The 15,638-nt window shown below is 38.8% G+C and carries 13 protein-coding genes; all 13 read right to left on the reverse strand.

Annotated elements, in window-relative coordinates:
- Positions 1 to 249 precede the first annotated feature (249 nt).
- Positions 250 to 774 (reverse strand): DoxX family protein, encoded by a 525-nt coding sequence (locus C9J29_RS00985; protein ID WP_008178975.1) that lies wholly within the window; start codon positions 772 to 774, stop codon positions 250 to 252.
- Between the two features lie 373 nt (positions 775 to 1,147).
- Positions 1,148 to 1,417, reverse strand: coding sequence for a 30S ribosomal protein S15 (gene rpsO, locus C9J29_RS00990; RefSeq protein ID WP_008178982.1), 270 nt, complete (start codon positions 1,415 to 1,417; stop codon positions 1,148 to 1,150).
- A gap of 153 nt (positions 1,418 to 1,570) precedes the next feature.
- Positions 1,571 to 2,521: a riboflavin biosynthesis protein RibF gene (gene ribF, locus C9J29_RS00995; protein WP_008178983.1), complete on the reverse strand. Its 951-nt coding sequence runs from the start codon at positions 2,519 to 2,521 to the stop codon at positions 1,571 to 1,573.
- Between the two features lie 12 nt (positions 2,522 to 2,533).
- Positions 2,534 to 3,445 carry a tRNA pseudouridine(55) synthase TruB gene (truB, locus tag C9J29_RS01000; protein ID WP_043990545.1) on the reverse strand — a complete coding sequence of 304 codons (912 nt, stop codon included), beginning with the start codon at positions 3,443 to 3,445 and terminating at the stop codon, positions 2,534 to 2,536.
- Positions 3,446 to 3,567: 122 nt separating this feature from the next.
- A complete protein-coding gene (rbfA, locus tag C9J29_RS01005) occupies positions 3,568 to 3,909 on the reverse strand; it encodes a 30S ribosome-binding factor RbfA (RefSeq protein WP_008178985.1) in 342 nt (113 codons plus the stop codon).
- Between the two features lie 77 nt (positions 3,910 to 3,986).
- A complete protein-coding gene (locus C9J29_RS01010) occupies positions 3,987 to 4,265 on the reverse strand; it encodes a DUF503 domain-containing protein (RefSeq protein ID WP_008178987.1) in 279 nt (92 codons plus the stop codon).
- Positions 4,265 to 6,547 (reverse strand): translation initiation factor IF-2, encoded by a 2,283-nt coding sequence (infB, locus tag C9J29_RS01015; protein WP_008178989.1) that lies wholly within the window; start codon positions 6,545 to 6,547, stop codon positions 4,265 to 4,267. Before infB ends, C9J29_RS01010 begins: the two co-directional genes overlap by 1 nt.
- A 14-nt stretch (positions 6,548 to 6,561) precedes the next feature.
- On the reverse strand, positions 6,562 to 6,870 hold the full coding sequence (locus C9J29_RS01020; RefSeq protein ID WP_008178997.1) for a YlxQ family RNA-binding protein: 309 nt from the start codon (positions 6,868 to 6,870) through the stop codon (positions 6,562 to 6,564).
- Positions 6,867 to 7,145: an RNase P modulator RnpM gene (gene rnpM, locus C9J29_RS01025; protein WP_025113966.1), complete on the reverse strand. Its 279-nt coding sequence runs from the start codon at positions 7,143 to 7,145 to the stop codon at positions 6,867 to 6,869. The genes C9J29_RS01020 and rnpM overlap by 4 nt, the downstream gene beginning before the upstream one ends.
- 136 nt (positions 7,146 to 7,281) lie before the next feature.
- Positions 7,282 to 8,421 (reverse strand): transcription termination factor NusA, encoded by a 1,140-nt coding sequence (gene nusA / locus C9J29_RS01030; protein ID WP_008179001.1) that lies wholly within the window; start codon positions 8,419 to 8,421, stop codon positions 7,282 to 7,284.
- A 30-nt stretch (positions 8,422 to 8,451) separates the two neighbouring features.
- Entirely contained in the window at positions 8,452 to 8,922 is a 471-nt protein-coding gene (gene rimP, locus C9J29_RS01035; protein WP_025113965.1) for a ribosome maturation factor RimP, read from the reverse strand.
- Positions 8,923 to 9,262: 340 nt separating this feature from the next.
- Positions 9,263 to 13,594, reverse strand: coding sequence for a PolC-type DNA polymerase III (locus tag C9J29_RS01040; RefSeq protein ID WP_008181390.1), 4,332 nt, complete (start codon positions 13,592 to 13,594; stop codon positions 9,263 to 9,265).
- 272 nt (positions 13,595 to 13,866) lie between these two features.
- A complete protein-coding gene (locus tag C9J29_RS01045) occupies positions 13,867 to 15,573 on the reverse strand; it encodes a proline--tRNA ligase (RefSeq protein WP_089985346.1) in 1,707 nt (568 codons plus the stop codon).
- Between the last annotated feature and the right edge of the window lie 65 nt (positions 15,574 to 15,638).

Raw genomic sequence — 15,638 nt, forward strand, 5'->3', positions numbered from 1 at the left:
ACTTAAATTGATCCTTCCTGACGAAAAGTAATGTATGTAAATAGATATAAATGCTTCTTCACATTATTATTTCAAGTGCAGGCTATACACAATAGATTTATTATACCACGGTACTTGTCATACAACATCCTACTAGTATAAAGAAAGTTAAGTATGTAGTAAAGTTTAAGTGTGTCAAGAGAGAAAAATTAAAATAAATGCCCCGTCAAACTAGCATTCACGGGGCATTTCATGTCTCTTTTATGTAAATTATGTAGTTTTAGACAGCGGTCTAGCTATTTTATCTTTGTTTTTTGCTGTTTGAATCTTATTGCTGATAGCTGGAATGACGAAACGATCCAATCCAAACTTACCGGCATTGAAACCAGCTGCTGCTATAAAGATAGCGAGTAAAATATCCCAAGGATTACTTGATATAGTACCTGCCATTAAAAATGCAAAGTTCATAACCATCCCAAAAAATGCAGCATACGTTGTTAAACATCCAAGTATTAATCCTAGGCCAACTAAAAACTCTCCCCAAGGAATAAGGAAATTAATAATTTCAGCATTGGGTAAAGCAAATGTTTCAATAAACTTTACATATAGTGGATATGCTAACTCCTCGCCGCCAGTTACTGGATTTGCTATTGCATTTGCTAAAAAACCGGATGCATCAAATCCATTCATCAATTTTCCCCAACCGGCTGTTAGCCAATGCCAACCTAGATAGATGCGAATAATTGTCAAAATCCCTGCAACAATATTATTCTCTCTTAATATTTTGTTAAACATCCAACTGCACCTTCTCACCATAAAATTTTGTTTTCACATTTCACAAGCTGAAGTAATCTGTTAAAGGCCATTCATGGCTAAATAAAAACGATTACTATTCAATTCGTTCTTGATTCAACTCGATTGGACAATAAAGCTAGATTCACATAGGACTGGTTGAATTTGGTTGCGAAATGTGATTAGAATATATCACCCTTTTATTGGTTAGAACATGTTTTTTCTAGCTCGTTCACCGGAGCGTAAAAAAGTTATGGCTTATTATCGAACAAAATAAAAATGGAGATGAGAAGTGAGCTACCCTAAAAGGTCATTTCCATTTTTCAATAAAAAAAGACTGTAGACAAAACATAAGTTTGTCTACAGCCCGCTGTAATTAGCGACGTAAGCCTAAACGGTTGATTAGTTCACGGTAACGTTGTACGTCAGTTTCACGAAGATATTTTAATAAGTGACGACGACGACCTACCATTTTAAGAAGACCACGCTCAGAGTGGAAATCTTTTTTGTGTGTACGTAAGTGAGTATTTAGAGCATTGATTTCTGCTGTTAATACTGCAACTTGTACTTCTGGTGAACCAGTGTCACTTTCGTGAGTACGGTACTCAGCGATAATTTCGTTTTTACGTTCTTTTGTAATAGCCATTTGTATGGACCTCCTAAGAAAAATTATTTATCCCCACTAGCACAGTAAACGTTGGAGTCTTCGATATACCGAGCTAAGGTTGAGCATTATGCACTTATGAATGTTACCATAAATGATTGGGTCAAGCAAGTATAAACCATTACTTAGTTGACTCTATTGTAGATCGTTAAAATATTGTATAGCTTCTTGTTTATCTTTTTCGATTTGCGTTTTTAAAGCATCAATACCGTCAAATTTTCTTTCGCTTCGAATACGTTTATACCAAGCTACATGTACTTCTTCGCCATAAATATTCTTATCAAAATTTAAAATATGAACCTCAATGGACAATTGCTTATCGTTTGGATCTTTAAACGTTGGTTTGTAGCCTACATTGCAGACACCATCATACCAAGCATTTTGGACTAGCAGACGAACAGCATAGACCCCACTTGCTGGAATAAAAGTACCTTCTAAAGCTTGGACATTTGCAGTTGGGAAGCCAATTGTTCGACCACGTTTATCACCATGTACAACCATTCCGTTAATTTCAAATGGTCGTCCTAATAATGTTCTCGCTGCTTCCATATCACCCTCTTGTAAAAGTTGGCGAATACGGGTTGAGCTGATTTTCTCCACATCATCCGTTCTCTTCTCAACAATTGTCACACCATAATCACCATTGCTTAATGCACGCATATCTTCCATTGTCCCTTTACCAAATGCCCCAAATGAATAATCGAAGCCAGCTGTCACATGTTGAATATTTAATCCACGAATAAATGTATCAATAAATGCGGCTGGAGATAGCTTAGCAAAATCAGATGTGAAATGAACAACAAATACTGTATCCACGCCTTGTTCTTCAAAAAGCTGCAATTTCTGCTGTAAGAGGGTAATATAAAAAACCTTTTCGTTACGCCCTCCAAGGACTAATGATGGATGCGGGTCAAATGTCATTACTGCGCTTGGAATTTGACGCTTCTCTCCCTCTTCCTTTGCCGCCTTGATAACAGCCTGATGCCCTCTATGTACACCATCGAAAAAGCCAAGCGCTAATGAATAGGGTTGCATGCTTTCTCTTTGCTGTAATTGATGTGGGTATTTTAAATGAATGACCTCCATTGAAAAATCCTCCTACTCTATCGTCGGAAACATCTTGTGTGGTTTCATCAAACCTGCCTTTGTAGGGTGAGCTTGATAAACCGCAACTGCCTTTCCATTGATTCCAAAGACAATTTTATCATGTATCTTTAACAATGTATCTGCTGGAAGCACCTGTCCATTGAAAATTTCTTTTTCAATGGCAGAGGTAATCTCAATATATGGATAGTCTGTTAATGCATACTCGACAGGTAAAATACAAGTAGTCACCTGCTCTGCATCCATAAGCTCCGCAACCTGTGCTAGCGTAAAACAGTTATCGCGCGTAAAGGTACCTGAAGCAGTACGTACGAGCTCTTTCATATGCGCTGGATAACCAAGAGCCTCCCCAATTTGGACAGCTAATGTACGAATATAAGTCCCTTTACTACAATCGATACGAACTGGGAATGTTATCTCCTGCCCCTCGTAGGATTCATGGTCATCGAGAAGCTCTAAAGCATAAATGGTAACTTGACGAGTAGGTCTTTCAACTGTTTCACCTTTTCGAGCATATTCATAGAGACGTTTACCATTTACCTTGACCGCTGAAAACATTGGTGGAGTTTGCTCAATAACACCTGTTAATGAAGCTAAAACCTCTTGCAACTGCTCACGAGAAACCTTCTTAACTGAATGATCCTCTGCAACCGTTTCGCCCTCTGCATCCTCCGTTGTCGTTGTGCGACCAATGGAAATAATAGCTTCATAGGTTTTCCCTGCATCTGTTAAATATTCTGCAATTCGAGTGGCTTGGCCAATACAAATTGGTAGTACACCTTCCACACCTGGATCCAAAGTTCCTGTATGCCCAACCTTTTTTGTACGTAAAATTTTACGCAGCTTAAAGACACAATCATGGCTTGTCATGCCTCTTTCTTTCCAAAGCGGTAAAATACCGTTCATATACATCCTCCCAAATTGCCTTTAAAATAAAATTTACCTTGCATTATTACCAGATCAAAAATCTTCTTTATGAAGATAAAAAGCCTGCCTGCATGAACATGCAAGTGGCAGACTTTTTCAGCTTATTCTTTGTGTAAACCTCTTAGCAATGTATCAATACGGTTTCCGTACTCAATCGATGAATCGAATTCAAAGATTAATTCTGGTGTGCGTCGTAAACGAATACGTGAACCAATTTCTGATCGAATGAAACCGGAAGCTTTTACTAAAGCTTTAATCGTTTCCTCGCGTTCACGTTCATTGCCTAAAGATGTAATATAAATAGTCGCTTGCTGTAAATCACCCGTTACCTCAACACCTGTAACAGTAACAAAACCAACACGCGGATCTTTAATTTTACGGCCAAGAATATCACCAAGCTCTTTTTTCATTTGCTCAGCAACACGGTTTGAACGTAGAGACATAATTTGTCACCTCTATTTCGATGTACAGATAGTTGATCTTTTTATGCTACTTAGCTATCTCAACTACCTACTATTCCTTATAAATAGTCTCGCCACACATTAAGCTGTTCCCATGACGGATTTGACTCTAAATAGTGGAGCGCGTGATTAATTTCCCGTTCAGCTGCCTCTTTCGATGAAGAAACAGCTACAAGTGCTAATTTGGTGCGCTGCCATACGTTTTGATGGTCAATTTCCGCAATAGAAACATTAAACTTCTGCTTAGTGCGGGTAATCATACGCTGTAAGACAGCACGTTTTTCTTTTAACGAATGGGCAGTTTGAATGATAAATTCAACCTCTGCGTATACAATCATTATACTCGTTTAACTTCTTCCATAATGTAGGCTTCAATAATGTCGCCTTCTCTAATATCGTTGAAGTTTGTAATCGTAATACCACATTCGTATCCTCTTGCTACTTCTTTTACTTCGTCTTTGAAACGCTTAAGCGTATCTAATTCACCTTCAAAAATAACTACGTTATCGCGAATTACACGAACGCCTGAATCACGTGTTACTTTTCCTTCAATTATATACGAACCAGCAATTGTACCAACTTTTGATACTTTAATTGTTTGGCGAACTTCTGCTTGACCAATAATTTTTTCTTCAAATTCAGGATCAAGCATACCTTTCATTGCTTGCTCAATCTCTTCAATTACTTTGTAAATGATACGGTGTAAACGAATATCTACGCCTTCTTCTTCTGCAGCACGTTTTGCATTGACATCTGGACGTACATTGAAACCAATAACAATAGCATTGGAAGCGGCAGCAAGAGAAATATCAGATTCCGTAATGGCACCTGCACCAGTGTGAATAATTTTCACATTTACGCCTTCTACATCAATTTTCATTAATGAAGCAGCCATTGCTTCTACAGTACCTTGTACGTCTGCCTTAACGATTAAGTTCAGCTCTTTCATTTCGCCTTGGCTCATTTGCTCAAATAAGTTATCAAGCGTTACACGTTGTTTTTCAGAACGTTGTGCTTGGATAGCTGACATTGCACGAGTTTCCCCAACTTGACGAGCTGTTTTTTCATCTTCAAAGACAACAAAACGGTCCCCTGCTTGAGGTACATCATTTAAACCTGTAATTTCTACTGGTGTTGATGGTCCAGCTTCTTTCACACGACGGCCTTTATCATTCACCATTGCACGAACTCGACCAAATGTATGACCGACAACGATTGGGTCACCCACTTTTAATGTACCGTCTTGCACTAACAGCGTAGCAACTGAACCGCGTCCTTTGTCTAGCTGAGCTTCAATTACTGTTCCAAGAGCTAAACGGTCAGGATTTGCTTTTAGCTCACCTACTTCTGCAACAAGTAAAATCATTTCTAGTAATGTGTCAATGCCTTCACCTTTTAATGCTGAAATTGGTACGAAAATCGTTTCGCCACCCCATGCTTCAGGAACTAAGCCATGTTCAGTTAATTCTTGCATCACACGATCTGGATTTGCAGATGGTTTATCCATTTTATTCACAGCTACAATAATTGGTACTTCTGCTGCTTTTGCGTGATTGATTGCTTCTACCGTTTGTGGCATTACACCATCATCAGCAGCTACTACTAAAATTGTTAAATCCGTTATTTTTGCACCACGTGCACGCATTGTTGTGAAAGCAGCGTGTCCTGGTGTATCAAGGAAAGTGATTTTCTTGTCACCTTCTGTTACTTGGTAGGCACCGATATGCTGCGTAATACCCCCAGCTTCACCTGCAGTCACTTTAGTATTACGAATAGAATCTAATAATGTTGTTTTACCGTGGTCAACGTGACCCATGATTGTCACAACTGGCGGACGCTCTGATAATTCAGCTTCATTTACTTCTTCTGTTTGCTCGAAGTGTGTTTCTAAGTCCGTAATATCTACACGAATCTCTTCTTCCACTTCTACACCATAGTCTGCGCAAATTAATTCAATTGCATCCTTATCTAATTCTTGGTTAATTGTTGCCATTACCCCAAGCATGAATAATTTTTTGATAATTTCAGATGGCTCACGGTGTAATTTTTTTGCTAATTCTGCTACTGATAATGATTCAACAAAAGTAATTTTTTCTGGAAGTTCCTTTTGTTTAAGCGGTATTGATGGTTGATGCGTTTTTGGATGGCGACGTTTGCCTCCATGAATCCCTGGTTTTGGACGTTGGTTGTAACCACCGCCACCTCTACGATTATTATTATTATTGTTATTATTATTATTTTGTGTCATATTTCTGTTTTGATTACCTTTTGCATTCTTAGATTTTTCGTTAGACGAATTTGAGTGTTGCTGTGTGTGTTGCTGATTATTTGCTTTAGGCTTAGAAGTAGCAGATTGCTGCCTTTGACCTTCTTGCTTTTTCACCGAATGGTTTTGTTGACCATTCGATTGAGGTTTTTGTGATATGTTTTGAGTTGCTTGTTTTCCTACATTTTTCTCAGGTGTTGCTTTAAATGTTTGGTTTAACTTTGACACGATGTCTTTCTCTAACATAGACATATGATTAGTTACACTCACATTTAATTTACTAAGTGCTTCAATAACCTCTTTACTCGTTTTATTCACTTGTTTCGCATATTCATGAACTCTGATTTTGGTCATCTGCTCACCCCCGATTATTTTTCGTTGAGTAGACTAGACAATTTACTTGCAAAACCTTTATCGGTAATCGCTAAAGCCACTCGGGCCTCCTTACCTGTAGCATGTCCTAGATCGTAACGATCTCCAATTACATGATACTCAACGTTGTAGTACGTGCACTTATCTTGAATTTTCTTACTTGAGTTTTTAGAAGCATCGTTTGCAAGCAGTACTAACTTAGCATTGCCATTCCGGACTTCCTTTACTACTAACTCTTCTCCTGAAATCACTTTACGGGCTCTTGCCGCAATTCCAAGCAAATTAAATATTGCTTGATTAATCATAAAATTGACTCCCTACGAATTAGCAAAATAAGCTCCTCGTAAATTTCTTCAGGAATTTTCACATCAAGTTGGTGCCCCAATACATTTTTCTTACGAGCGATATCAATTGCCTTCTCTGATTTAGAGACATAGGCACCACGCCCAGGTTTTTTCCCGGAGATATCTACACTTACTTCGCCCTCTTTTGAACGAACAACACGTATCATTTCTTTCTTTGCCAGCATTTCTCCAGTTGCTACGCATTTACGAAGAGGTATTTTTTTGTTAACAGCCATAAGAATCACCATTCCTCTCTGAAGCTTGTCGTAAGAGGTGGACAAGTCGTGCTCTACTTGACGCTCTGACAGTATTCAGTCGGCGTAGGGGGCCCACTGAATACTGTCAGGTAACTCGTCACACGGGCTTTCTTACTTATTCTTCGTCGTCTTGATATAAATCTACTGCCACTTCATCAAAATCACTTTCTTCATCTTCAGCAGGTACGAAAGTGCTTGTAGCAGATGGATAGATACCTAATTCACGAGCATCTGTCTCACTCTTAATATCAATTTTCCAGCCAGTAAGTTTCGCAGCTAAACGTGCATTTTGGCCACGTTTACCAATAGCTAGCGATAATTGATAGTCTGGTACAACAACCGTTGTGGATTTTTCTTCTTCGTTTACTTGAACATCTAAAACTTTCGATGGGCTAAGTGCATTGGCAACGAATACAACAGGATCTTCTGACCATTCTACGATATCGATTTTTTCGCCGTTTAATTCGTTAACAATTGTTTGTACACGTGCACCTTTTGCACCAACACAAGAACCTACTGGATCTACTTCTTCGTTATGTGCATAGACAGAAATTTTTGAGCGATCTCCTGCTTCACGAGCAATCGATTTAATCTCTACAATTCCTTCATAAATTTCAGGTACTTCCATCTCAAATAATCGGCGTAATAATCCTGGATGTGTTCGAGATACAATCACTTGTGGACCGCGTGTTGTACGTTCAACTTTTGTAATATATACTTTGATGCGATCATGCGGACGATAGGTTTCGCCCTGGATTTGCTCATTGACTGGCAATGCAGCCTCTACTTTACCTAAACCTACATAAATATTTCGCGCATCTAAACGTTCCACAACACCTGTTACGATATCATCTTCACGATCGACATATTGCTCGTAGATTAAACCACGTTCCGCTTCACGTACGCGTTGTGTTACTACCTGTTTAGCTGTTTGAGCAGCAATACGGCCGAAGTTACGTGGCGTTACTTCTTGTTCCACGATATCTTCTAATTGATAAGCTGGGTTAATAACCTTTGCGTCCTCTAAAGAAATTTGTAGACGATCGTCTTCTACTTCTTCCACAACATCTTTACGTGAAAACACGCGGATAGAGCCCTTATCTAAATTTAAGTCCACTCGAACATTTTGTGCTTGGTTGAAGTTGCGTTTGTAAGCTGTGACTAATGCCGCCTCAATTGCTTCAATTAACACATCTCTTGAAATTCCTTTTTGTTCTTCTAGCGCATTCAGCGCATCTAACAAATCACTACTCATTTTGTTTTCACTCCTAAATATGCATTATGCTTAAAAATCGATGGCTAATCGTGCCAATGCGATTTTTTCTTGTTCTATTGTTACTGTAATTTTACGCGTTTTAATGCGCACTTCCATCACTAATGTATGTTCATCGTAGGATGTTAAGTAGCCTTGGAATTCCTTCATGTCGTTTATGGGCTTATAGGTTTTTACATAAATAAACTTACCAATTGCCTTTTCAAAATCAGCATCCTTTTTTAAGGGACGCTCCGCTCCAGGTGATGAAACTTCTAAATAATAGTTTTGTGTAATTGGATCTTTTTCATCCAATAACAAACTTAGTCGTTCGCTTACTTGAGCACATTGGTCAATGTCGATGCTACCTTCTGGTGTATCAACATAGACGCGTAAAAACCAGTTACGCCCTTCTTTTACGAACTCAATATCCACTAACTCCAGATTTAACTCATCTACTATTGGTTTAGCGAGCTCTTCAATTAAAGATGGTACTTTGCTCATTATTTCCTCCTGTATCTATTCTAGCGTGTCAACCATTCATTACAGTATTCGTAGTGGAATGAACCATAATAAAACAGAAATTCCACCAGTTGCTTTGGTGAAATTTTACGGTCTTACCTGCTGTTAGTCAAAATTTGTTTGCTACGGTATAACAACAGAAAAGAGCGGGTAAGCCCCACTCTTTTGCTGGAAAAATATCAACAAATTATTACCATTAGAATAGCATAGTTCTTGGTATAATGCAAATTTCCTTCATTAAAGATAACCATATTGTGACAGGATTTTGAAATTGGCAATGGTTTTACAGATTAAACTTTGAATGAATCCAGCTCATTCCATTTTAAAAGAGAGATAACTGATTAGCATCAGGCATGCCTTCTAAACAGCCCAGCTGATCCATGTATTCGATTAGTGTCTTCGAAACACGGCCTCGTTGCTGTAAATCCTCCTTTGATAAAAACTCTCCATCTTCTCGAGCAGCCACTATCGTTTTGGCTACGTTCGTACCAAGTCCTGGGATTGCATCAAAAGGTGGAATTAATGTATTGCCTTCAATGACAAATTCACTTGCCTGCGAACGGTACAAGTCAACTTTCTGGAAGCTCATTCCTCGTTCACACATTTCTAGTGCTAGCTCCATTACCGTTAATAAGTTCTTCTCTTTTGTAGAGGCATCTAGACCTTTTAAATTGATTTCGTCAATACGGGCACGAATCATTTGTGAACCTTGAACCATAGCAATTAAATCAAAGTCATCTGCACGTACCGTGAAATATGCTGCATAGTATAGGATTGGAAAATGGACCTTAAACCAAGCAATACGAACCGCCATTAATACGTATGCGGCAGCATGGGCTTTCGGGAACATATATTTTATCTTTTTACATGACTCGATATACCATCCTGGTACTTTATTGGCGAGCATCTCTGCTTCAAATTCCTCTGATAAGCCTTTCCCTTTACGTACAGACTCCATGATTTTAAATGCTAACGATGGCTCTAGACCTTGGTAAATTAAATACACCATAATATCGTCACGACAACCAATTACTTCTTTCAAGACACATGTCCCGTTATGAATTAATTCTTGTGCGTTACCTAGCCATACGTCTGTTCCATGAGATAATCCGGAAATTTGCACAAGCTCTGAGAATGTAGAAGGCTTTGTATCCTCTAACATTTGTCGTACGAAGCGAGTACCGAATTCAGGAATACCTAATGTTCCCGTCTTACAGCCAATTTGTTTTTCAGTGACACCTAACGTTTCAGGTGAACTAAAAATTTGCATGACGACAGGATCATCAGTAGGAATCGTTTTTGGATCTATTCCTGATAAATCCTGTAGCATTCTAATAACCGTCGGATCATCGTGTCCAAGTATATCTAGTTTCAAAATATTATCATGAATCGAGTGGAAGTCGAAATGGGTTGTACGCCATTCTGCATCCTGAGCATCTGCTGGGAACTGTACTGGAGAGAAATCAAAAATATCCATATAATCAGGTACTACGATAATTCCCCCTGGGTGTTGCCCACTAGTTCGCTTGACCCCTGTACATCCTTGCACTAAACGATCCACTTCAGCTCCGCGGAAATGCAAGTTGTGATCATTCGCATAGCCTTTGACATAACCATATGCTGTTTTCTCCGCCACCGTACCGATTGTTCCTGCACGGTACACATAATCCTCACCAAATAATACCTTGGTATAATTATGGGCCTTCGGCTGGTATTCACCAGAAAAGTTTAAATCGATATCGGGTACCTTATCCCCTTTAAAGCCAAGGAAGGTTTCGAATGGAATATCTTGTCCATCTTTTTTATAAGGTGTTCCACATTCTGAGCAGTCTTTATTCGGTAAGTCAAAGCCTGAGCTAACCGAACCATCATCAAAAAACTCAGAATGCTTACAATTTGGGCAAACATAATGCGGAGGCAATGGGTTAACCTCCGTAATTTCCATAAAGGTTGCGACTAATGAAGAGCCCACGGAACCACGAGAACCTACTAAATAACCGTCAGCTAAAGATTTCTTCACCAGCTTCGCAGAAATTAAATAAATTACACCAAAACCATGTCCTAATATAGATTTTAGTTCTTTTTCAATTCGAGCTTTTACAATTTCGGGTAGCTCCTCACCGTAAATATGATGAGCCATTTCATACGTTAAATTGGTTACTTCATCATCAGAGCCTTCAATTTTGGGCGTATATAAATCATCCTTAATCGGCTTAACATCTCCAATGCTGTCAGCTACTTTTTGTGCATTCGTCACAACAACTTCTTTAGCCAGATCTGGTCCTAAGAAATCAAATTCTTTTAGCATTTCATCCGTTGTTCTAAAATGCACCTCAGGTAGTTTGGATCGATTTAAGATGTTTGCACCACCTTGAGAACCAACGAGTATTTGTCTAAACATAGCATCTGTCGGATCCAAATAATGAACATTTCCCGTTGCCACAACTGGTTTATCGAGCTTCTTCCCTAACTTAACAAGCTTTCTTATGATATCCTCTAATGTCCATTCATCACGCACGACATTACGTTCAATTAATGGTGCATATACTGCTTTCGGTTGCACCTCAATATAATCATAGAATTTAGCCACTTGTTCAGCTTCCTCAGGTGATTTATTCATCATCGTTTCAAATAATTCACCATTACTACAACCAGAACCGACTAGTAAACCTTCTCGATATTGCTCTAGAACAGCTCTTGTCACACGAGGAACTCGATAGAATGTTTTTGTATGGGCATGTGAAACAATTTTAAATAAATTCTTTAAGCCCGCATTATCAACAGCTAAAATAGTACAATGCATGGGTCGACCTTTTTTATAGGCGTCCCCACCACCAATATGCTTATTAAAATCATCATGGTATTTAATGACTAATTCATCGGCATCTTTTAATAATTGTAATAGTAAATAGCCTGTCGCCTCTGTATCGTATATCGCTCGGTGATGTTGTGTTAATTCAATATTGAATTTTTTACAAAGTGTATTTAAACGGTGATTTTTCATTGTTGGGTACAGCAATCTAGCTAGCTCTAATGTATCAATGACTGGATGTGTTGTTCCTTCAAGACCAAATTTTTTATAGCCCGTATACAAGAAACCAATATCAAATGACGCATTATGAGCAACAACAATCCCATCACCAATAAATGCATGAAACTCTTTTATAACTTGCTCTACTTCTGGTGCATGACGAACCATATCATCCGTAATACCTGTTAATTCAATAGTCGTTGCTGAAAGCGGATGATGTGGGTTTGCAAAGCTTTCATATTTATCAATGACTTGGCCATCTTTAATTTTTACTGCCGCCAGCTCAATAATTGTATCGTAAGCAGTTGATAACCCTGTCGTTTCCACGTCAAAGACAACATAAGTGGCTTCTTCTAATAAGCGGTGCTCTGGTGCATAAGCTATAGGGACACCATCATCAACTAAATTAGCCTCCAAGCCATAAATTACTTTAATACCATGCTTTTTCCCTGCTGCATATGCTTCAGGGAAGGATTGTACAACAGCATGATCTGTAATAGCTACTGCTGGATGACCCCATTTTGCTGCCTGTGCAACTAGGCGATCAACGGGCGTCACAGCGTCCATTTGGCTCATTGGTGTATGCAAATGTAGCTCTACTCGCTTTTCACCCTCTGGTGCTAGATCCTGACGTGTTTCTTTTTTTATTTCATTAATATCATTAGCCATGACGATTAAATCACGAATAAATGTATCTGTTTGGACGGAGCCTCGAACTTTAACCCACATTCCCTTTTTTAGGTGCTGCATCAGTTCAGCATCGTCATTATCACGTGAGAACATTTTGACGATGATAGAGTCCGTATAGTCGGTAATTTTAATTTGTAATAAAGAGCGTCCACTTTTCAGTACTTTAATTTCTGCATCAAAGACAAAGCCCTCAACAATTACACGGCGTTCCTCTTCAACAATGCGTTTTATTTCCATAATTTCATCGTCTTTAATAAGCATACCAAGCTGGAATGGACGATCACCAAGGTTCGCAATAGCTGGATTGTCCTTCTTCTCTTGCTCTCGTTTTTGGAAATCCTGCATCGCTTGCTGAGATAGAGCTGCTTCTTCCATGCGCTTTTGTTCCATAAACGCTTCCTGAGCAGCAATCATTTCTTCCGTTTGTTCTTGAAGCACAAAATCTATCGCCATTTTTGGAAAACCGAATTGACAATAGCTTTCTGCTAGCTTGTCGGAATACTTCGTTTTTAACATCATGAATTCCATTTCCTGCATACAGGCTAATGTGATTTTCTGACCATTCCACATCGGCACTTGAGAGATAAGGCAATTTTTCAATGTTGGTGCCATCTCATCAATTTGCTCAACAACATTTAGCCAATAAGCTTGGACAAGTTCCTCTGTTACACTTTTCTCTTGTGTCTCAATGGTTGTATAAACCTGTGCGATTGCTGAAAATTTATCTGTTAAATGGGTACGGAAAAGCTGGTAAAGCGGAAATGGCAGTATATCACGTAATTGAATAGTAAAATGCCATAGTCTATCCTTTTTATGGACTGTTAGCCGTGATAACTCACCTTCTTCAAAAAATGACATGTACACATCATCTGTTAACTCTAGTTGCTGCAAAAGCATCCGAAATCTCGTTCTTGCCTCTTGTTGCTGTTCCAATCTATCGACACCTACTTTCAGAAGGAGGCATTCCGTATAAGCCTCTTTTCTAATTCATCTTCAACATAGGACAAGAATGCCAGAAAAAAATTCGCTCCCTCACTGCGGGCGCTCTTCAAGCTTAACAGATAGTCTAGACTATCTGTTTTTCTTTGCTTGGCTCACCGTCCCGCAGAATTGTCGCGAATTTATTTATTCCTATTTTATCAAAATTACATGAAAGCCTCTATTAGAAGCATTCACTTCCATTTAAAACCAACCATAAGAGGTTATTAATTTTTACGGAAAAATTCATTTAAGTGGTCAATCACTTCTTCTTTTTTCCATTCAAATGTTTCCCCAGTTTGTCGGAACTTCACTTCCACAATACCTTCTATTGCTTTTTTACCAACCGTTACGCGAACAGGTAAACCAATTAAATCAGCGTCCGCAAACTTAACGCCGGCACGCTCGGCACGGTCATCTAGTAGTACATCATAGCGATATGATTTTAATAAGCCGTAAAGCTCATCTGCTAAAGCTACTTGCGCTTCATCTTTAGTATTCACAGGAACAACATGGATATCGTACGGTGCTAATTGCGTTGGCCATGTGAAGCCATTTTCATCTTGGAAATGCTCAGCTACCGCAGCTAGAATACGAGAAACACCAATACCATAGCAACCCATAATAAATGGTTGGGATTTCCCTTGCTCGTCTAAGAAAGTACCATTCATTTTAGCAGAATATGTAGTACCTAGTTTGAAAATATGACCAACCTCGATGCCTTCCGCGAATTTAATCGTACCTTGTCCATCTGGAGAAGGATCACCCTCTTGAATAAAACGAATATCTAAGTAGTCATTCACAGCAAAATCACGCTCAGGATTAACATTTACTAGATGGAATCCATCTTCATTCGCACCTGCAATACCATTACGAATAGATTTAATCGCATGATCAGCTACTACTTTTACGTCTACCGGTAACTTCACTGGTCCAATGGAGCCAACACCACAACCTAATAGCTCACGAATCGCTACTTCACTTGCAAGCTCTACAGAACCCGCTTCAAGAGCATTTTTCAATTTAATATCATTGATTTCATGATCTCCACGCGCAAGAACAACTACAAGCTCTCCATCTACATCAAAGACAAGAGACTTTATAACATTAGCAGGTTTTACTTGTAGGAATGCTGAAACTTCCTCAATTGTTTTTTGATCTGGTGTCGCTACTTTTTCAACTTCTTTTAATGCTTCATCAGATGTCTGGTAATCTGCAATGACTTCAGCCATTTCAATATTTGCTGCATAGTCAGATGTATCTGAGTAGGCAATTGTATCTTCTCCAATTTCAGAAAGTACCATGAACTCATGTGTACCTTTTCCGCCGATAGAACCTGCATCAGCGATAACAGCGCGATAGTTTAAGCCAAGACGTGAGAAAATATTAGAATAAGCACGGTACATATCATCATATGTTTCATCTAAGCTTTCACGAGATGCATGGAAGGAATACGCATCTTTCATAATAAATTCTCTTCCTCGTAGTAAACCAAAGCGTGGACGTTTTTCATCACGGAATTTCGTTTGAATTTGATAAAGTGTTAACGGTAATTTTTTATAAGATTTAATTTCATCACGTACTAAAGTTGTAATTACTTCTTCATGTGTTGGCCCCAATGCAAAATCACGGTCATGACGGTCTTTCAAGCGCATTAATTCTGGACCGTATTTTTCCCAGCGACCTGACTCTTGCCAAAGCTCAGCAGATTGTAGAGATGGCATTAATAGCTCAATCGAATTGATGGCCTCCATCTCTTCTCGAATAATTGTTTCAATTTTTGATAACACACGTTTTGCAAGCGGTAAATACGAGTATACCCCACTTGTATTTTGACGAATAAACCCTGCACGTAGTAATTGCTTATGTGACTTTACCTCAGCATCAGCAGGTACTTCACGTAACGTTGGGATAAATGTTTTACTTTGCTTCATTCAGTGTTCCACCTTTTTTAATAGATAAATTTATACTCTCAATAGCATAAACAAATTTAGCTTTG

It is taken from the genome of Lysinibacillus fusiformis (assembly GCF_003049525.1).
Lineage (GTDB): Bacteria > Bacillota > Bacilli > Bacillales_A > Planococcaceae > Lysinibacillus > Lysinibacillus fusiformis.

Coding starts and splice junctions, on each gene's coding strand:
- C9J29_RS00985 (WP_008178975.1), bottom strand. CDS start 774: ATGTTTAACAAAATATTAAGAGAGAATAATATTGTTGCAGGGATTTTG.
- rpsO (WP_008178982.1), bottom strand. CDS start 1,417: ATGGCTATTACAAAAGAACGTAAAAACGAAATTATCGCTGAGTACCGT.
- ribF (WP_008178983.1), bottom strand. CDS start 2,521: ATGGAGGTCATTCATTTAAAATACCCACATCAATTACAGCAAAGAGAA.
- truB (WP_043990545.1), bottom strand. CDS start 3,445: ATGAACGGTATTTTACCGCTTTGGAAAGAAAGAGGCATGACAAGCCAT.
- rbfA (WP_008178985.1), bottom strand. CDS start 3,909: ATGTCTCTACGTTCAAACCGTGTTGCTGAGCAAATGAAAAAAGAGCTT.
- C9J29_RS01010 (WP_008178987.1), bottom strand. CDS start 4,265: ATGATTGTATACGCAGAGGTTGAATTTATCATTCAAACTGCCCATTCG.
- infB (WP_008178989.1), bottom strand. CDS start 6,547: ATGACCAAAATCAGAGTTCATGAATATGCGAAACAAGTGAATAAAACG.
- C9J29_RS01020 (WP_008178997.1), bottom strand. CDS start 6,870: ATGATTAATCAAGCAATATTTAATTTGCTTGGAATTGCGGCAAGAGCC.
- rnpM (WP_025113966.1), bottom strand. CDS start 7,145: ATGGCTGTTAACAAAAAAATACCTCTTCGTAAATGCGTAGCAACTGGA.
- nusA (WP_008179001.1), bottom strand. CDS start 8,421: ATGAGTAGTGATTTGTTAGATGCGCTGAATGCGCTAGAAGAACAAAAA.
- rimP (WP_025113965.1), bottom strand. CDS start 8,922: ATGAGCAAAGTACCATCTTTAATTGAAGAGCTCGCTAAACCAATAGTA.
- C9J29_RS01045 (WP_089985346.1), bottom strand. CDS start 15,573: ATGAAGCAAAGTAAAACATTTATCCCAACGTTACGTGAAGTACCTGCT.